General features: G+C 34.9%; 15 protein-coding genes and 1 tRNA gene. 6 read left to right on the forward strand and 10 right to left on the reverse strand.

The genetic code is table 11. From position 1 onward, the window contains the following. The first annotated feature begins 146 nt into the window (after nt 1-146). Entirely contained in the window at nt 147-707 is a 561-nt protein-coding gene (locus tag ABJF08_RS08680) for a YqgE/AlgH family protein (protein ID WP_348115751.1), read from the forward strand. On the opposite strand, the gene ABJF08_RS08685 is transcribed toward ABJF08_RS08680, so the two are convergent. Both ABJF08_RS08685 and ABJF08_RS08690 read right to left on the reverse strand, forming a co-directional pair. Beyond that, the gene (locus ABJF08_RS08685) at nt 704-1,540 is read right to left on the reverse strand and encodes an aminotransferase class IV (RefSeq protein ID WP_348115752.1); all 837 of its coding nucleotides are present in this window, start codon (nt 1,538-1,540) and stop codon (nt 704-706) included. The two genes, ABJF08_RS08680 and ABJF08_RS08685, sit on opposite strands and share 4 nt — an antisense overlap. A 49-nt stretch (nt 1,541-1,589) precedes the next feature. Continuing rightward, nucleotides 1,590-1,979, reverse strand: coding sequence for an START-like domain-containing protein (locus tag ABJF08_RS08690; protein WP_348115753.1), 390 nt, complete (start codon nt 1,977-1,979; stop codon nt 1,590-1,592). Between the two features lie 148 nt (nt 1,980-2,127). Here ABJF08_RS08690 and ABJF08_RS08695 point away from each other — a divergent pair. Together ABJF08_RS08695 and ABJF08_RS08700 are read left to right on the forward strand one after the other, a co-directional pair. Continuing rightward, nucleotides 2,128-2,201, forward strand: a tRNA-Met gene (locus tag ABJF08_RS08695). A 500-nt stretch (nt 2,202-2,701) separates the two neighbouring features. Next, the gene (locus ABJF08_RS08700; RefSeq protein WP_348115754.1) at nt 2,702-8,053 is read left to right on the forward strand and encodes a LamG-like jellyroll fold domain-containing protein; all 5,352 of its coding nucleotides are present in this window, start codon (nt 2,702-2,704) and stop codon (nt 8,051-8,053) included. A 78-nt stretch (nt 8,054-8,131) separates the two neighbouring features. Here ABJF08_RS08700 and hisS read toward each other — a convergent pair whose 3' ends face one another. After that, nucleotides 8,132-9,502 carry a histidine--tRNA ligase gene (gene hisS / locus ABJF08_RS08705; RefSeq protein WP_348115755.1) on the reverse strand — a complete coding sequence of 457 codons (1,371 nt, stop codon included), beginning with the start codon at nt 9,500-9,502 and terminating at the stop codon, nt 8,132-8,134. Nucleotides 9,503-9,625: 123 nt separating this feature from the next. Here hisS and ABJF08_RS08710 point away from each other — a divergent pair, with 123 nt between their 5' ends. After that, nucleotides 9,626-10,867: an ABC transporter permease gene (locus ABJF08_RS08710; protein WP_348115756.1), complete on the forward strand. Its 1,242-nt coding sequence runs from the start codon at nt 9,626-9,628 to the stop codon at nt 10,865-10,867. Continuing rightward, entirely contained in the window at nt 10,860-11,393 is a 534-nt protein-coding gene (locus ABJF08_RS08715; RefSeq protein ID WP_348115758.1) for a methylated-DNA--[protein]-cysteine S-methyltransferase, read from the forward strand. The genes ABJF08_RS08710 and ABJF08_RS08715 overlap by 8 nt, the downstream gene beginning before the upstream one ends. Before the next feature lie 4 nt (nt 11,394-11,397). Here ABJF08_RS08715 and ABJF08_RS08720 read toward each other — a convergent pair whose 3' ends face one another. Continuing rightward, on the reverse strand, nt 11,398-12,000 hold the full coding sequence (locus tag ABJF08_RS08720) for a PhnA domain-containing protein (protein WP_348115759.1): 603 nt from the start codon (nt 11,998-12,000) through the stop codon (nt 11,398-11,400). A 232-nt stretch (nt 12,001-12,232) separates the two neighbouring features. Between ABJF08_RS08720 and ABJF08_RS08725 the strand changes: the two genes are divergently transcribed. Then, the gene (locus tag ABJF08_RS08725) at nt 12,233-13,429 is read left to right on the forward strand and encodes a hypothetical protein (RefSeq protein ID WP_348115760.1); all 1,197 of its coding nucleotides are present in this window, start codon (nt 12,233-12,235) and stop codon (nt 13,427-13,429) included. An 84-nt stretch (nt 13,430-13,513) separates the two neighbouring features. On the opposite strand, the gene ABJF08_RS08730 is transcribed toward ABJF08_RS08725, so the two are convergent. From ABJF08_RS08730 to aroC, 6 genes are all read right to left on the reverse strand, one after another. Beyond that, on the reverse strand, nt 13,514-14,347 hold the full coding sequence (locus ABJF08_RS08730) for an N-formylglutamate amidohydrolase (RefSeq protein ID WP_348115761.1): 834 nt from the start codon (nt 14,345-14,347) through the stop codon (nt 13,514-13,516). 215 nt (nt 14,348-14,562) lie between these two features. Next, nucleotides 14,563-15,492 (reverse strand): hypothetical protein, encoded by a 930-nt coding sequence (locus ABJF08_RS08735; RefSeq protein ID WP_348115762.1) that lies wholly within the window; start codon nt 15,490-15,492, stop codon nt 14,563-14,565. Nucleotides 15,493-15,495: 3 nt separating this feature from the next. Continuing rightward, nucleotides 15,496-17,031, reverse strand: coding sequence for a hypothetical protein (locus ABJF08_RS08740; RefSeq protein ID WP_348115763.1), 1,536 nt, complete (start codon nt 17,029-17,031; stop codon nt 15,496-15,498). Between the two features lie 103 nt (nt 17,032-17,134). Then, nucleotides 17,135-18,463 carry a dicarboxylate/amino acid:cation symporter gene (locus ABJF08_RS08745; protein ID WP_348115764.1) on the reverse strand — a complete coding sequence of 443 codons (1,329 nt, stop codon included), beginning with the start codon at nt 18,461-18,463 and terminating at the stop codon, nt 17,135-17,137. A gap of 90 nt (nt 18,464-18,553) precedes the next feature. Then, on the reverse strand, nt 18,554-19,066 hold the full coding sequence (locus ABJF08_RS08750; protein WP_348115765.1) for a hypothetical protein: 513 nt from the start codon (nt 19,064-19,066) through the stop codon (nt 18,554-18,556). Between the two features lies 1 nt (nt 19,067). Then, entirely contained in the window at nt 19,068-20,132 is a 1,065-nt protein-coding gene (aroC, locus tag ABJF08_RS08755) for a chorismate synthase (protein WP_348115766.1), read from the reverse strand. Nucleotides 20,133-20,140 lie beyond the last annotated feature (8 nt).

Here is a 20,140-nt window from a genome sequence, read left to right on the forward strand (position 1 = left end):
AAGTCCCGACTTAACTAGTTTAAGCTCGGGACTTTTCTTTTAACTCATATTTTTTTTACCGATTATAGATACTACCATTCTAAATTGATAAAATTAGTGGAATATTGGTAAATTTTTATTAAGTTTATTTTAACTAACTAGACTCTATGAAAAATGTAATTCCAGAAAAAGGAAACCTCTTGGTTTCAGAACCGTCCGTTATAGGAGACGATTCATTCTCAAGGTCGGTTATATTGTTAACTGAGTTCAATACAGAAGGTGTAGTCGGTTTTATCCTGAATAAACCATTAGATTGTACCCTTGATCAATTAATACCTGATATCTCATTAAAACTAGAAGTCTACCAAGGTGGACCGGTAGAAACGGACAATTTATATTTCTTACATAATATTCCCGATCTGATACCAGAATCACATTTAATAGAAGATGGTATATACTGGGGTGGTGATTTTCATGCAGTAAGTGACTTATTAAAACAAGGAGTTATTACTGGTGAAGAAATTAAATTCTTTTTAGGTTATTCTGGTTGGGAGCGTTCTCAATTAGAAAATGAACTAGACTCCCATTCTTGGGTTGTTGTAGAAAATACAGATAGTAAACACCTATTATCCGATAACATGCATGATATCTGGAAGAAAAAAATGAAAAATTTAGGTGGTGCGTATGAATTGTGGTCTAACGCGCCAGAAAACCCTTCTTACAATTAATGGAAGAAGGTATCGTTAAGCAATTCTGTTAATTCATTTGCTGTATCTAGCGTATATTCTTTTTTACGGTATTTAGTAATGCTTTGAACACCTTGGATCATATTAGTTACAAATATCTCATCTGCTCTCTGTAATTCAAAAGGTGTGATAGTTTCTTCTACAAATTGATAATTAAGCATTTTTTTGAGTTGCTTCATTATTTGTGCTCTCATTATTCCTGTTAAACAACCATCAGAAATAGGTGGAGTTTTAATTACATCACCCTTACGTAAAAATACATTTCCAGATATAGCCTCTACAATCATTTTATTTTGATTGAGTAGCAACAAATCATCATAGCTATTTTCTTTGGCAAAAATACCAGCTAATATATTGATAGCTTTATTAGTCGATTTCAAATTGCTTAGCATAGATGCATATACTAAGTGATCTTTAAATAAATCTACTTCTTTTTTACCGATATTAATGAATTCATGTTCTAATGGAGAACATGAAATAGAATAATTAACGGCAAGATCTTGTGGCGTATAAAAACCACCAGATTTTCTCCAAATCGTAATTCTAACTCTAGAGTGATTTTTCTCTAAACCCTTTTTAGTTAAAAGCTCTAAAATACTTTCCTCTAAAAACTCTGGTGTGAAGAAATCTGGAATGTCCATACGCAAAATACGCATGCTAGACATTAATCTAAAATAATGATCTTCAAACAGTAATGCTACACCATTATAGCATCTTAATGTTTCAAAAACACCATCACCATAAAACGTACCCCTATTATCAAAAGGGATTAATGCTGTTTGTTCTTCTAAAAATTCTTGATTAACTATTACCATAAAAAAAAGCCCTGTATTTCAGGGCTCAAAATTAATTCTTAATTATCTATTATCTGGATCCTATGACCTTTTTTAAGGCACTAATTTGGTTTTCCCAGAACATTTTTTGCTCTTCTACCTCATCATCATCATCACCAAAATCTGTAATCATTAAAGATACATCTTTAGTAATCTCGTCAACTTGGATTCTAAGTTCAAAATACTTTTCAGTATCTTCATCATAATCCCATTGAAAACGAGCTCTTTCACCAGCTACTCTTTTAATTATTTTTGCTACCTCCTCTTGTCCGTCCCAAATAAATTTGAAATATTCTCCACGACTATTTACATTATCGGCAAACCACTCAGACATTCCTGACGGAGTTGCAACGTGTTGATATAATAAAGTAGGTGAAGCTTGTATAGGAAACTCTAGGTCAAATTTGATTGGTTCTTGCATTTAATAAACTTTTGTGGCAATATAAGGCTTAATTTGTGTCATTAAAAAACAAATTAATCTAAATTTTTAATGAATAACATTTGGATTTCAAAAATTAATTAATGTATATTTGCAGCCGCTTAAAAACGGTAACGTAATTAAGTTAAATGGCGTGGTAGCTCAGTTGGTTAGAGCGCAGCACTCATAATGCTGAGGTCGGCGGATCGTGCCCGCCCCACGCTACAAATCCCTCACTATTTTAGTGAGGGATTTTTTTATTTTCATACACTTCTCTCCTACTTAATTTTACCAGCAACTATATTAGATTTTAGACTTCTTACAATGAAAAAAAGAATTTTAAAGTTGAACAACACAACATTTACTCCTTGATAAAATTAGCTAACTACTTAAATATGGTAATAAATATCGTCTTTAATTAAAATTTAGCCACTTCTATTCAATTCATACCTCATCATCACTTCAGTTCAAGTCAATATCTATTTACACCTGATAATCTCCTAATAAAAATCAAAATTTTATCATAATTTCTATTTACCTCCACATTATTTTGCTGATTATCACTTTTAAGCCGATTAAACAACAATTTATCGAGACAGCCGTACTGATAATATCCGATGAATGGTAAAATATTTGGGTAATTCAACGATTTTATTGATTAAATACATTTTATAACGATTAATGACAATTAGATTCGTATACCCTGAATTCAATTTTAAGTATACATGAAAAAAATTACCCAACCTGAACACAACTATTCTCTTGTATTTATTTTATTCTTTCTAATAAGCGTTACTAGCATAGCACAAACTAGTAGAGTCACTCTGGATATCAATTGGCCCACAAATTCTGGTCAAAATTACGTGCTGGTGTATAATCCAGCTGGAACTGAATTAGGTAGATACTGTAATCCTACTAACTGTTATAACGGAGCCAATATATCATACTCAACTACTATTGATTTTGGGTGTCTTCCTGACGCAAACAATTATAGAGTTAGACTTTTTGATAGATTCAATAACGGATGGGGAACCAGCTCTGTTACTGTAAATTCTGGAGGAAGTCCTATTCTAACTTCTACCATAACTGGTGGTCAAAGTGGCTCGTCCTTTTTCTTCAACGTTTCTGGTGGTGGTTGTGGTGCACCTACTCCAGAAATAGATATCATAGGTAACGGATTAAGTATTTCTAATAATGATAGCACTCCAGATACTGCAGACTCGACCGACTTCGGTACTGCAGATGGATCAGCTTCCTTATCAAAAACATTTACTATTGAAAATACTGGAACTGGACCACTTACCTTATCAGGAGCTCCTGTAACAATCAGTGGTGTTAATGCTGGAGACTTTACAATAACCTCACAACCTATAAACAGTATTCCTGCAGGATCTTCTAGTGATTTTACCATTGAATTTTTGCGTAGCGTTTCTGGATTAAGTAACGCGACCATAGAATTAAATTCTAATGATGCTGATGAAAGTCTATACAATTTTAGCATCACAGCTAGCTCTGCTGGACCAGCATCTACTCTTTATTATGAGAACTTTGATGCAGGCGCTGGTGGATGGACTTCTACAACTACAGGCGGATTTAAATTTAGTCTTGGAACTGTCTTTAATGAAAAAGGAGAAGGTGATTATTGGTATACAGATAACTGGAACAATTTCCCTTCTAATGCTGATGCAACCGTTACTAGTCCTATAATATCCACATTAGGCTATACAGATTTAAAATTCTGGATAGATTTCAGAACTAATACCAACGATGCTGATGACGGTATGCGTGTACAATATAGCAGTAATGGTGGTGTTACCTGGAATACTTTAGGTACAAATACTTCTGGTGAAAACTGGTATAACTCTGGAGATGTAGATGGTTTTGCAAATAATGCTGACGCCTGGACTGGTGATAATTCAACTTTAGATACCTCACTAAGCAGGTTTGAAGAAGCAAGTCACGATTTACCTACTATTGCTGCTAATAATCCTAATTTGAGATTTAGAATAGCATTTGCAAGTGATGGCTCTAATACAGATGATGGGGTTCTTTTTGACAATATTATCATTACAGGACGCAAAATTATTACAGACACTGCTCCTGACGGCCCAGCTGACGTAAATGATAACCTTACTTTATGGTTAAGATCACAAGATATTGCATCTACCGACGGTACTCTATTACCATTATGGGAAGATCAAGCTCTAGATAACGATGCATTTGAAGTCCCAGCCAGCGCACCTGTTTTCGCTAATAATGTAACTAATAATATTAACTTTAACTCTACTGTCGCATTTGATAGATCTCAACAACAACATTTAAGAGGTAAAGGAGGTTTTAACTCAAATGATTACTGGATAGTGGTTAGAAGTACCATAGACATGACAGGAGCACTAGCTGGTGAGACTATGTTATTAGGTGCAAAATATGCTCCCATTAATCCTGCAAAAGATCCTTCTGGATTAGGTTGGGGACCTGTATCTGCACGTTATGATGACGAGGTAATTGCTCATAGTGTGGGAACCGTATCTGAAAATGATCCAGCAGATGGTAGCTATGGAAGAGCACTAGCTGATGCTTCAGGAACTTTTGACGATGTGCATATCCTGAATGTAAAAAATAACCCTGCAAATAACCAAACTGAAATTTATTTAAACGGTCGTAAAATCGATAATCAGACCGGTGTGACACAAGTAACGAGGCAGACATTAAATTTTAGTGGTTTTACAAATAGACCCTTCTATATAGCTGCTGGTAGATATCAATTAAACGGTTTACCATTTGAAACACACCTCAACGGTGAGATTACAGAAGTTTTCAGTTATCGAGATAGAAAGTCAGAGTTAGTACAACAAAGAATATACTCTTACCTAGCTATTAAAAATGGAGTTTCGTTGCACCGACCGACTAGTACACTAGATGATCATAGAGCTGACTGGGATTACCTAGATTCTGATGATAATGTTATATGGGATTATAGTTCCAACACACAATTCAATTATGATGTCGCTGCCATAGCTCGTGACGATAAATCTGAATTATTTCAAAAACAATCTAAAAGTGAAAACTCTACAAGTATAGTAGCAATAGGTCTAGATAAAGTGGAAGATTTGGGATCTCAAAATTTAGAAGTATTTGAAAATGACAAAGATTTTCTTTTCTGGGGACACAATGGTCAGGACTTGAACGCCTACTCTACTGTTATAAATCACGATCTAGGGATTGCTAACTCTGTAAGTACTAGTTTAACGAGAATAAATCGCATATGGAGAATAGAAGAAAAGACAGCTACTGATATTGCAACAACAGAAGTGAGAGTAGCAACTTCAAATTTTTCAGGTTTACCTGCTTTAGCTGCAAATAGAGAATATGTATTAATAGTAGCTGACGATGCTAATTTCACAACTAACCTAGAAACTCGATTTTTCTCCAATGATGGGTCCTATGAAAGAGCTTCATATAATTTTGACGGAATCAAATACTTCACATTAGGTGTTACGGATGTAAAGTATGACGATAGAAGTGTTTCTTTTGATGGTGTAGATGACCATATCATCATCGATAATCCACAAGGTTTAGGTAGTAACTTCTCTGCAAGTGCGTGGGTACTTAGCGCAGGTCTTAACAGTACAAATACGGAGAGAACTATCGTTGCAAAAAGAGCAGACGGTACTGGTTTTCAATTATCCCTTAAAAATGACAACCGTATTTCCCTAAGATGGAATGGTATTACTTTACAAGAAATGGTTTCTAATACTGCTTTAAGTGATGGTGTATGGAGACATATAGGCTTCTCTTATGATGGTACTACCGCAAAAATATACATTGATGGGGTTCTAGATATTCAGCAAGCCTTCTCTACTCCTATGGCAGATGGTAACTTATTAGGTATAGGAGCGAGAATAGATGAAGATGAAACGGCACATGATCATTTTAATGGTGAATTAGACGAAATTAGAATGTGGGACATTGCTTTAAGTCAAAATCAAATTAGATTTATTATGAATCAAGAGCTACAAGAAAATTCTAATCTTGTTGCTGGTAAAACGATCCCTACTACGATTACTAAAAATGATATATCTGGATTAAATTGGAATGCCCTTACTGCTTACTATAGTATGAACAGCTTTATAGGGACAGCATTAAACGATGAGTCTGTCAATAAAGGATATGGTAGAATGGCTAATGAAAGTTACTTTGAGTTAAGAAATCAAACTGCGCCATTACCTTATATCAGTGGTGCTAATGGAGAGTGGGAAAACACTACTAGCTGGGAAAACGGTTCTCTTCTATACACTCCAGGTAGCACGAGAGTAATAAATGGAGTAGTTGAAAAAATAAATTGGAACATCGTTAGAACGAAAGACGAAGTCACTATTGCCAACACTGATGTCGTATTATTAGGTTTATTTGTAGATAGTAATGAGATGAACGTGGATAATGATCATGGACTTACTATAACTCATGTTTTAGACCTACAAGGTTCAATAGACCTTAAAGGAGAATCACAATTAGTACAAATAACAAATAGTGACTTATTAGATTCAACGACTGGCTATATAGAAAGAGATCAACAAGGTACCGGTATAACTTACGACTATAACTACTGGAGTTCGCCTGTAAGCATCAAAACAGTTAATAGTAACAATAATGGGTATACACTTGATAACGTGCTTAAAGATGGTACTCTAGTAAATAACCCTAGAAATCTTAACTGGACAGGAACAGGTGTAAGAGATGGTGCTCCTGGTGACCCTACAACGGCAGCAACTATATCTGGCAGATGGTTATATAAATACAGCAATTTAACCAGTAATACTTATTCTAACTGGCAGTATGCCGGACCTAATGGAGCTATTAACTCAGGAGAAGGATGGACCATGAAAGGAACAGGATCTGCCACAGAACAGAATTATGTATTTGTAGGTAAACCTAATAATGGAGATATCGATCTTCCTATCAATGCTGGTAATGATTACTTAATAGGTAATCCCTACCCTAGCGCACTGGATGCACATGAGTTTATATCAGATAATCCTAATCTAGATGGTACCTTATACTTTTGGGAACACTGGGGTGGAAACACACACATACTAGCGAGATACCAAGGTGGTTATGCGATGTACAACTACTCTGGTGGTGTGGCAAATGCTACGATAGGAACATCTAATCCTGATGTGAACCAAGGAGGTATTCCTACTAAACGTCCAGAACGTTTTGTACCAGTAGCGCAAGGTTTCTTTGTAACAGGTATAACAGACGGTACTATAAGATTTAGAAACGATCAAAGAAACTTTGTAACAGAAGCCTCAGGTAATAGTTTATTTGTCGCAGCACCTGGAGCAAGTTCTGGTAACGTGGCTTATGATGATTACAACGGTATTAATGACCCTAGACCTAAAATAAGATTAGGCTTTGATAGTCCTAGTACGATTCACAGACAGTTATTACTTACCATAGATGCAAATGCTTCCATGAGTTATGATAATGCTTTTGACGGTGTTCAAATAGACGAACAAATAGACGACATGGCTTTTATCTTAGGAAATCAAAATCTTTCCATTCAAGGAATTAACGCTATGGATCCTCTCGTAGAATTACCACTTATGGTAAAGTTAGATGCGACAGGAAGTATTACTATAAAACTGGATGATATTAAAAATGTAGAATCAACGCAAAAAATATTCTTGAAAGATGCTGTATTAAATACCTATACTGATTTAATGAATGGAGATTACCAAAGCCCAAGCCTTTCTGCTGGTATAAACTCTACACGTTATTCTATAGTATTTAACGATCCAGTAACTTTAGGTAGTGAAGATGTTGTATTACAAGAGAATGATCTTATCGTTTACACGCCTGTAGACGCAGAAACTCTCAATGTAAAGAAAGGACAAGAGATTCTAATAAATACTTTAACCCTTACTAACATGTTAGGACAGCAAATAAAAACTTGGGACGTTAACGATCAGGATGGTATCATATCTGTTAATATAGCAAACATAGCAAGCGGTAATTACATAGTTGTACTAGACACTAACTTTGGTTTACAATCTCGCAAAGTAATTATCAAATAAAGAATTAGCCAACTAAATAATGACAAAAGCCTTTGAATAATTTCAAAGGCTTTTGTCTTATATAATAGTTCTACTGTTTTAAGAAAGTCTAGAGATAATCTCTTCAGGTGTTAATTGTAGTTGTTCACCACTAGCCATATTCTTTAAATTAAGTTTACCATCATTTATTTCATTCTCACCTGCTAAAATCACATAAGGTATTGCATTACGGTCTGCATAGCTCATTTGTTTCTTCATTTTTGCATTATCTGGATAGAGCTCTGTTTTAATTCCGCTTTCGCGAAAGCGAGATAGCCATCCAGCACAATATTGAGCCTCAGACGCACCGAAGTTAATAAATAGTACCTCTACTCCTGCTCTTACAGAATCTGGGAAGAGATTTAATTGTTCTATCACTAAATAAATACGATCCAGTCCAAAACTGATACCTACACCACTCACATCTTTTAAACCAAATATACCGGTAAGGTCATCATAACGACCACCACCACCTATACTTCCCATCGCAACACCTTCTGGTGCGGCAACTTCAAAAATACAGCCTGTATAATAGTTAAGTCCACGAGCAAGTGTAATGTCTAGATCTAGAACGGCACTTTTTAAAGGCATTTGAGTAATAGAAGAATTGATAAATTCTAATTCTTCAATACCTTTGAGTCCTATTTGAGAATCTTTAAGCAATTCTTTCATGCTGGCAATCTTCTCTGCATAGTTACCGGTAAGTGAGAATACAGGATCTAAAAGATCGATCGCTTTTTGCTCTATTCCTTTAGAAAGCATCTCTTCCTGTACTTTCTCTTTACCTATCTTATCCAGTTTATCCAGGGCTACTGTAAAATCTATCAACTTATCCTCAGCTCCCATTACTTCGGCAATACCAGCAAGAACTTTACGGTTGTTTATTTTAATCGTGCACGCTTTAAGATCTAGGTCTGTAAAAACGGCATCATATAATTGTACCAGTTCTACTTCTTGTAATAAAGAATTACTTCCTACTACGTCTGCATCGCATTGTGTAAACTCTCTAAAACGTCCTTTCTGTGGTCTATCTGCACGCCATACATTTTGCATTTGGTAACGCTTAAATGGGAACGTGATATCGTTTTGATGTTGTACTACATATCTAGCAAATGGTACCGTAAGATCATAACGCAGTGCTTTCTCAGAAATTTGAGAAGTCAGCTGGTTTTCTTTTCCAGTTTCTAATAGTTCTGGACTAGCTTTTTTGAGGTACTCACCACTATTTAAAATTTTAAATATAAGGCGATCACCTTCTTCTCCATATTTACCCATTAAGGTATCAGAGTTTTCAAAACTAGGTGTTTCTATAGGCATGAATCCATACAACTCAAAATGATGCTGAATTTTATTCATGATGTACTGTCTGCGCTGTACTTCTAGTGGACTAAAATCTCTTGTACCTTTAGGAATGGATGGTTTCTTTGCCATAATAATATTTAAGGATGCAAATATAAACAGTTATCTCATGCTTGTTCATAAACTAATTTTAATAAAAAGATAATTTCTACCTAGATCTTGTAACTTTCTAACGATTTCTAAGTCTTACTTTTCATGTTAGGATTACTACGCCAAAATATAAGCATCGCACAACAGAGCATTAAAGGCCAGTTGTTGCGTACCATACTTACCATTATCATTATAGCCATAGGTATAACTGCACTGGTAGGAATACTTAGTTCTGTAAATGCATTATCCTCTACTCTTTCCAATGGATTTTCTGGAATAGGGACTAATACGTTTTACATACAGCGGTATGCACAAACGTTTCAACGACGTGGTGGTAATGAGCGTACCATTGTTAATCCTATTATTACTTATAGAGAGGTTAAGGAATTTGAAGAATTATATGACCCAGCTTATACACAAGTAGGACTTTCTTTTCAGGCTACTAGCGCTGCAGAAGTTAAAAGTGAAGACCGTAAAACAAAACCCAACGTAATCGTTGCAGGTGTTAATGAGCATTATGCAGAAAATGCAGGGATTAAACTAGGAGAAGGACGTATGTTCTCTTCTCTAGATATTAAAAACAAATCTAAAGTCTGTATCATAGGTAGTGATATGGAAGAAGAACTTTTTCAAGGTTTAAACCCTATCGGTAAAACCCTAAGTATAAGAGGTAATAAATTTACTGTAGTAGGTATACTAGAAGCAAAGGGTTCTACCTTTGGTAACAATGTAGATTTACGTGTATTAATACCTATCGATGTGGCCCGTGGTATCTATACATCACCTAATATTAATTATGATTTAAGTGTTAAGGTATTTGATCAGAATCTTATGGATACTGCAAAGGATCAGGCTCTTGTTCTTATGCGTAATATAAGAGGTCTATCTCCTGTAGAGTCTACTAACTTTGGTGTTATACAAAGTGACCAATTAATGAGTCAACTAGACGATTTAAAAGGAATACTGAATATTGCCGCTATTATTATAAGTGTCATTACCATCTTTGGTTCTTCTATCGCATTAATGAACATCATGCTCGTTTCTGTTACAGAGCGTACTAGAGAAATAGGCGTTAGAAAAGCTCTAGGTGCAAAACGCAGTACGATCTCATGGCAGTTTTTTATTGAAACCTTTTTAATAAGTCAGTACGGTAGCTTTTTAGGTATTTTACTAGGTATGTTAATAGGTTTTCTAGTCTCTTCTGGATTTGAAATACCTTTTGAAATACCGTGGAGTGCGATTATTGCAGCAACCATAGTATCTATCGCCATAGCTATAGCATCTGGTCTTATACCTGCTATAAAAGCTGCAAGACTTGACCCTATCGAGTCATTGCGCTATGAATAGCATCATTACGACGTATTATAAATCTCCAGTAGGCGAATTAATTTTAGGCGCCCATAAAGATCAATTGTGCTTAGCAGACTGGCGCTATAGAAAACAACGCCGCCTAATAGACACTCGTATTCAAAGTAGTTTAAACACTAATTATGAAGAAGGAAAACACTCACTTCTAGATCATACGATAACACAGTTAGATGCCTATTTTAAAGGTGATCTTAAAAAAATTGATGTTCCGCTTTTATTATCAGGCACAGATTTTCAAAAAACGGTTTGGAGATCTCTACAGACTATTCCCTATGGAGAGACTTGTAGTTATGTTACGCTTTCGCGAAAGCTGAATAATGGAAAAGCTATACGAGCAGTAGCTGGTGCAAATGGAGCAAATGCTATTTCTATAATTATACCATGCCATCGCATTATCGGTGCCGACGGATCGTTAACTGGTTATGCTGGTGGACTACCTGCCAAAAAAAAACTCCTTCATATGGAAGGAGTTGATTTATCTCATGGGCAACAAAGCCTATTTTAAATTTCTAATCTTCTTTAGAAGTTTTCTTTACAAATTGCGTTAATAAAACCACTTGAGTAGGTCCTACCTTACCTTCTATCTGGTTTGCGTTATCATGTACTAGAGAGATATTACGTACCGCTGTACCTCGCTTTGCGATAAGACTAGAGCCTTTAACCGGTAAATCTTTAATGATTACTATACTATCACCTCTTTGCAGGATATTACCATTTACATCTTTGTGAATGATTTTAGGACCGCGATGTATACCATCTTCTGCCCATTCTTTAGTACTGTCTTCCAGATACATCATATCGATAAGATCTACAGGCCATCCATGAGGTCTTAATTGATCTAGCATACGGTAAACAACTACTTGTACAGCAGGTACTGGGCTCCACATAGAGTCATTAAGTGCGCGCCAGTGATTTGCGTCTACTAGAGATTCATCTTCTAATTGCGTTCTACACGTCTCACAAGCTAGAATAGCCGTGTCTTTAACATTCTTAGGAGAATCTGGTACTTGATAAGTATCGAGGTTAACCTTTACTTCTAGTGTATCTACTGCGGCACAAAGCTCACAAGCGTTTCCTGATCGATCTTCTAATTGTTTACGTAAGTCTGACATAGCTATTTTTTAATGTTTGCAATATTACATATTCTCTGAGAGGTACAACTAGTCATAGCACGGTTAATTGTCTTATTTTTAATCTGCCCAGAGAGAAATTACAGCTCTTTAAAAATTTCTTTAAAAACTAGAACATAAAATACCTTTTAATAGGTATTTCTAAATAGCTCCCTTTTTAATATATTTAAATTTTAAAATATCAAATAGAAAGTTTTAAAAGACGTTTTAAGAAATGAAAACCAAATTTATCATCATGCAAAAATTGTTATCGCTTTTACTATTTTGTACAATTACATTTACCGCACAAGCTCAAGATGACACCATTTCTGAACAGATTAAAACAGAAAGAGATGTTGAGCTAAATAAGTTACAGAAAGAATTAAATAATAACCAATTTAAGATTACCAATTTAACCGATCAATTATCGCAAATAAGTGGTAAACAATATGGACGCAAATTAGACCTACAAGAACAAATTCAAAAAGAACTAGATAACCGAATTAAAATTTTAGAAGAAAGTCCCAAAGTAAAGATTAAATCTAATGGACAACTAGCCTTTACTGAGCTTATCAAAATTCAAAAGGATATACAGCCGGCAAAGTTATATCTATCCTCAAACGGATTTTATACTAAACTAGGTAAATTTGATAACCTACAAGGCTATTCTGAATTCACAGCATGGAAGTCTGAGTATGATAAATGGTATGTAAAGAAAAAAGGAGACAACGCTACACTCGATTTTATTAATAGAACCGTCTCTTTGATAAGTGATTCTACTAATGATATCCCACTTTTTGGGTCTATTTCGCAATCGGTAACCTCTGGAATCACATTAATTTTATCACAGTTAAAAGGTAGAGATAAAGATCTTATAGAAAAAACACCGAGAGTTTTAATGCTCTTAAACTCTATTGGACAATTTGAATCTGAGAAATCTATACTAGACAATGAATGGAAAACTATAGACAGCGAGTTAAAAGAGCTACAGTCAGAATATGAAGCGTTAGTTGACAAACAAATTTCTTTTTACAATATAGATAGAACTAAGTACAAGACTTTCTTGACAGCCACTCTAGATTCAGACATAGATGCTTTTAAGTTGTATAGTAGAGATAAAATTTTATTGAAATTAAACACATTAGAAAACGGTGATAATCAAAACTGGATGGGTAATGTAGAAACTTACATGTATCAGGTTCAGTCTATCAGAATACGTTTTGGAGAACTTACTGGCCGCATGCTCAATAATATTGAGAAGTATGATAAGCTATTTGTTAAATTCTCTAATGAAGACAATTTCTCCAAAGAATTTGTAAAAAGAGCCAAAGAGTTAAGAGAGGATTTAAAACTAGTAAAAGAAAATTTTATCTTACAATTTAAGCCTACTAAATACATTGAAGACTCTGCAGTGATGTATATTAAACGATAAGGTATAAGAACTTAATGTTTTAATTTATGATTGTTCCGCTTTCGCGAAAGCGGAAAAAAGAACTTACTTCTAATAATTTAAAAATCATTGAGCATCATGTCTATCAAAGAAACGATGGGCATGAGCTTTTATGTAATATTTAAAAAGGTCTTGTATAGAATGAACTACCTCTGGAAAAATCTTCCTTGAGTTTTCATTACAATAGATTTTTGATATATGAGTTGTTAGTACTAATGAATCCAAAGAGTTTGCAGTTATATATTTTGAGAAATAACCGTTACCTTCAAACACGTCATTAATTTTACAACCTACTTTTTGATCTATAGGTAATGACATTCCGTTCAAAATATCTTGCCATTGCGTTATTGCTGTGCCATATTTTTCTTTATCCACATTATTAGTTCCAATATTAAAGACAGGCACTTCCCTATCCCATCTCTTATAATTATAAGAATGTAAATCGTAAAAAACTGTACTACAAAAGAGCTCTTCTAGCTTTACCATAAGAGTAAGCACTACTTTATAAAAATTATCATGCTTACGTATAGATCTATTGTGTAGGTCGGTACTTAATGGTTTTTTCCAAACATTTTTTCCCCAGGCTGTTTCATAAATCGCCTCTTGTGGGTGCCTGTTTAAATCATATTCAAATCTGCTGTCGTGGGCTATTAACGTTATAGGCAATCCAGAAATCATTTGCCCTGTGTTAGCATCTTCTTCATACCAACGCTCATTATCATCGAGCAAACAATTTTCCCATAGATCCTGTGAAAAATGATGGCCGTTATTAATAGCAACACAAGCATAGGGTACATAGTCATCTATCTTTATAGAAAAAGAATAATCATCTACTACAGCATGGAATATTTCTTCGTTTTCAATACGTTCTATAATTTCAAGAATAGATAATTTAACCATGTAATAAGATGCTATAAGGGTTTTAAATATGTATTATCTAATAAATGGTCTCACTTTTATAGAAAAGTAACAAACCGATAGATAAGGATATAAGTAAAATTAACCCTTTTAAGGATTTATTTTCATAATATGTATTAAATCTAAGAAGGAATTAACATAATTGATAAGTAATCACACCCTTCTCATAAGATACAATTAGAAAAAAGGAATTTAGGTTAATTACCTATTACTTCTATGTTGTCTAAATAGATAAATTCTTCTGTCCACCAATTTTGGAAGGTAACTTTAAGCTCTAACGATGTACCAGATAAACCAGACTCTGTTACAGTTTCTGTAGGGAATGAACCATTGGTACGACCTCCACCGGTTGAATATACCGCTGTTAGGGTATGGTTAATTGTACCGTTAGAATTATAGTCAATGATTTTGATCCATGAACCGCCATCTATTCTATAGTAAACATCTGCATAATCATTAACTCTAGTAGCCGTACCATGCTGTGAAGATTGATATTCTAACTCTCCATAACCAGTAATATCTAAGGAGAAACTAACATTAGTCATACCAGAAATATCAATAGACTTTGATAACCAACTAGCTTCACCGTTTACATAATTTGCCATTAATCTCGTACTACTATCATAGTTTTCAGTAACTAGAAATTTATCATAACTAGCGTCTTCAGAATTATCTACATGTGGTGCGTCGAGAGTCCAGTGACTAACACCAGATTGTAACACACCTGTTCCTGTTGTATAATCACCTGTATCGGTAGTAGTCATAGAACCACCATCATAAGATATTCCTGTGTTAGTGACATAACTTTCAAAATCTTCAGAATAGAGAATAACTGGACCAACAGTAAGACATTTTATGGATTGCCAATTATCACTTATTCCATCGTAAATTTCTAAACATCTAGAACTTCCATAATCTACAAATAAAATCATCCCATCAGATCCAGGTGTGACTGCTATACTTGCCTTTTGAGCATTTGTGATAGTAGGTAATTTAAGACCACCGAAACCTGAATTTAAGGAAGAGCTTAACTCTAATGCGGCAGCATCGTTAGGCAGGTCAGTGTTGATTCCTGTTTGAGGGAAACAAAATAGAGGTAATAAACAAATTAAGATTAAAGTTCTCATATTTTAGTTAACTATAAAATTATCAACAGCAATATCTTCATCACCTGAATTAAAACTAAAGGTTAATCTAAATTCCATTGTAGTAGTAGAAGTAGTAACAAAAGAACCTGTAAACGTTTGAAAAGAATCCGTAATCGCAGTACCGACAGAGGTTCCTCCCACGTTAGTAGAAATCATAGGCTCTGTATTAGTTGCTAATGCAGAAGCTTCTAAAATAGTCACCCAAGCACCTGCACCATCTAATCTATATTGTAACCTGAAATAATCACCACTATCCCAATCTTGATTGAAACCATCATCATCCTCAGCTAAATCAATAGAGTAATTAAATGTTCTAGTTCCACTATTAGGAATACTATTAAAAATCAATTGTTGTGCTTGTGAACTACTAACGTCATCTATATCCTGTGCCGCAAAGTAATAGCCATCTACATTTGAAAATGTTGCTGCTATATCGCTTCCATCTGTTCTTGTAAAGTAATTAGTTCCAGATCCACCAATCATTTCTGCAGTGGTCGTTATATAACGAGTTCCATTTCCATCTGTTTCAAAAGGTTCATTAATAAGATCCAATACAACACCATCGTCATTCACTATTTCTAATAAATCTTGATCGTTACCACCTATACTATTTGTTCCCATCCCACCTGTTACATTGGTTATTGTAAAAGTTAATAAAGCATCGCCATCATTAACCATATTGTCCTCAATATTAAATACGGTAGTTGTAAAAGGAGATGTTTGATTTGCAGGAATAGTAATAATAACTGGACCTGTTTCATCTAACCTTGAGTAATCGTCGCTAGAAACGGTTACCATTACAGCAGTTGTACTTACATAAGGAAATTCAAAAACTAATTGTACATCATCTGGTGTGGTATTCTCTATTATACTGTTAAATTGAGGATCAAATTCTATAGTAGTAGGAGCAATTTCTACTTGCGATGTATAACTAGAGTAAACTTCAGCTCCTGGAGAGGCTCCTGTCGTAGCTGTAGGAGTAACACCTAATCTTATAAATTTAGCATCATCTGCTGTAGTAACTGTATAAGAAACTGTAGTAGCACCAGAAATCGGCACTTCGTTTAATCCTGCAGTATCATCTGCTCGATACCATTGATATAAACTTGTTCCTGCCGTATCCGACTCTGCATCAGTTTGAGAAAAACCACTACTATCAAAATTAATAGTTTCCGTTATGAACGGTGCAGTGTTATCGATAGCAACTCCACTTGCTACAGGAACTTTATTCATACAATAAAACTCTACCCAAGTAGATGAGGTAGCATCATAAAGCTCTACACATCGATTACTTCCATCAATTACATAAAGCATTAGACCATCCGGTATAGGTGTAGGTATACCAGTTTTATCAGCCTCATTTATCGTCGGTAATTTTAAACCACCATAAACACCACTTTCTATTTCAGAATTGATATCTAGAACAGCAGCAGGATCTGGAGTTGAAGTTCCTATACCTACCTGTGCTAATAGTAAATGAGACAGTAATAATGTAGTAATTAGTATTAATCTATTCATTCTATGCGCTTTAAGAACTATAAATATAGCTTTTAAAACTGAATAATAGATAAACTGTATGTTACCTTATCAATAAATAATTAACATACTCTTAACAAGTCTCTTATGAAGTTACGTTGTCTAGATGATCATCCCAGTCTTTAACCTTAGGTTTACCAAACTTACCGAGTGACTTTGCAACTACAGATGCCACTGTGGCATCACCAGTAACATTTACTGTTGTACGTAACATGTCTAGAGGTCTATCTACTGCAAAAATAAGTGCAAGAGCAACTGGTAGTAAATCACTAGGGAAATCAATTGATTCTAGTACGATTACTAACATTACCATTCCAGCACCTGGTACGGCAGCACTACCTATAGAAGCTAGTAAGGCAGTAAGAACTATAGTTAATTGTGCACTCAAAGAAAGATCTATACCTAACGCCTGACACACAAATACAGCTGCAACTGCCTGATAAAGGCTTGTACCATCCATATTAATAGTGGCGCCTACCGGTAGTACAAAACTAGCGACCTCTTTCTCAACACCCATATGCTCTTCTACACGTTCCATAGTAACAGGTAAAGTGGCTGCACTCGAACTGGTTGAAAAAGCTAGTAATTGTGCTGGTGCTATTTGTTTTAAAAACCACAATGGAGATTTTTTAACATAAAGTGCAAAAATTACACAGTACACCACTATCATAGATATTAAACCTGCTACAACTGTAAGTGCATAATATAGTAACGCAAGAAGCACCTCTGGATCGTCCGACGTTACCACTACTGTTGCTAATAATGCAAATACGGCAAATGGAGCAAAAAGCATGATAAGATCTACCATTTTAAGAACAACATCATTTAGACTGTCAAAAAAGTCTTTTAGTGGTTGGGCTCTTTTCTCTCCTATTAATAACATAGAAATACCTAAGAAAATCGCAAAGAAAATTACTTGCAACATGAGACTATTGTTAGACATCGCAGCAACGGCATTACTAGGTACCATATCTACCAGCGCTTGCAATGGTCCAGCATCTTTTTGAGCTGCAGCAGTCGCTAATTTTCCTTGAATATTTGAATTACCCTCGTAGGTAGCACTAAGGTTATCTATAGTCTGCTGAGAAATCCCTTCTCCAGGCTCAAAAACATTTACTAATACAAGACCTATAGAAATAGCAATTACCGTAGTCGCAATATAGATTACTATAGTGCGCAATCCCATATTACGGAATTTTGCAATATCCTTAAGATCTGATATTCCTTTTATAAGAGATGCTAGAATTAATGGTACAGCTATTAATTTTAGAAGGTTGACAAAGATTTTACCAAAAGGCTCTATCCAATCTCCTACGAACTCTTTTCCCCAATCTAACTGGGTCATTACAAACCCAAACGCGATTCCGAGAATCATTCCTATTAATATCTGCCAGTGTAATGCTAATTTCTTCATGTAAAGACGTCTTCTTTTTTTCTATGTGGTGTAATATACTTAAAGTTTTTGTGGTGTTTCCGCTTTCGCGAAAGCGGAACTAAAACTATCTTAATGTAACAGTTTGATTATCTGATTTCTAAGCAAAATAATAAGTAATCCTGTGAGTAAATAAAAAATATCATAGGTAATGTCATACGTGACTGATCCTGAATAAAAGTCGTTTAAATGGAAATCACTAGTGTTGTGAGAAACATCACTTTGAAATTTTTTAAACATCCAATGAATAAAATCTGGAAGTACGTCAACAATATTAATCATACCCAAGGTGAACAGAATCACTTCAAAAATTTTTTCGGTCTTGACAGCTCCTAGTGTGATCTGTGAATTATCAAAACCTTTGTCTAGTTTTAAAACGGTTATAAGCTGATCTACAAAAATAAAAAAGACGAAGTAAATAGCTATAATGACTAACATAAATGAAGCAGCCATTAATAAAACACTCATCAAATGATCACCTTCTAAAATAGGATACACTAATGAGAACAAACTGATAAACACATAAAATAGGCTTACTATCCCTATACTTTTAAATACCAGTCTAAATAAATCGCGTACCGTCATACTATAGTTTTGATGTGCGTGCTCTCAGAAAATGATCTGCAAGAACTAATGCTGCCATAGCTTCTACGATAACCACTGCTCTAGGTACCACACATGGGTCGTGCCTTCCTTTACCTTGCATTTCTACTATATCTCCATTAGAATTAATGGTTTCTTGTGATTGCATTATAGTTGCTACAGGTTTAAAAGCTACTCTAAAGTAAATGTCCATACCGTTAGAAATACCGCCTTGAATTCCACCACTTAAATTAGTTTTGGTCGTACCGTCTGTATTATAAAGGTCGTTATGCTCACTACCTTTCATTTTTGCACCGCAAAAACCGCTACCATATTCAAAACCTTTTACCGCATTTATGGATAACATGGCTTTTCCTAAATCTGCATGCAGTTTATCAAACGCTGGTTCTCCTAATCCTGCTGGTACTCCTTGCACAACGCAAGTTATGGTACCACCTATGGTATCTCCTTCTTTTCTAATTTGGAGTATTCTTTCTTCCATCACCTTTGCAGTTACTGGGTCTGCACAACGTACGATGTTGTTTTCAATTTCTGAGAAATCAAGTGCCTGATAGGGTTTATCAATAAAAATATCACCTACACTACTAGTAAAGGCAGTCACTTTAATTTGTGAAAGCATTTGTTTTGCGATGGCACCTGCTACTACTCTACTAGCTGTTTCTCTAGCACTACTGCGACCTCCACCGCGATAATCACGATGTCCATATTTATCTTCATAAACCTTATCTGCATGACTAGGTCTAAAAGTGTCTTTAATATGAGAATAATCTTTAGATTTTTGATTTTCATTTATGATTTGAAAACCTATAGGAGTACCTGTCGTTTTCCCTTCAAATATCCCAGAATAAAATTGCACCGTATCGCTTTCTTTACGTTGTGTAACTATTTTACTTTGTCCTGGTTTACGTCTATCAAGATCGTATTGAATTGCATCTAAATCTATATCTATTCCTGCTGGACAACCATCTATAACACCACCTATTGCGGCGCCGTGAGATTCTCCATATGTTGTAACGGTAAAGTTCTTACCAAAGGTATTTCCTGCCATGTGAGCAA

The organism is Nonlabens sp. (assembly GCF_039941875.1).
Lineage (GTDB): Bacteria > Bacteroidota > Bacteroidia > Flavobacteriales > Flavobacteriaceae > Nonlabens.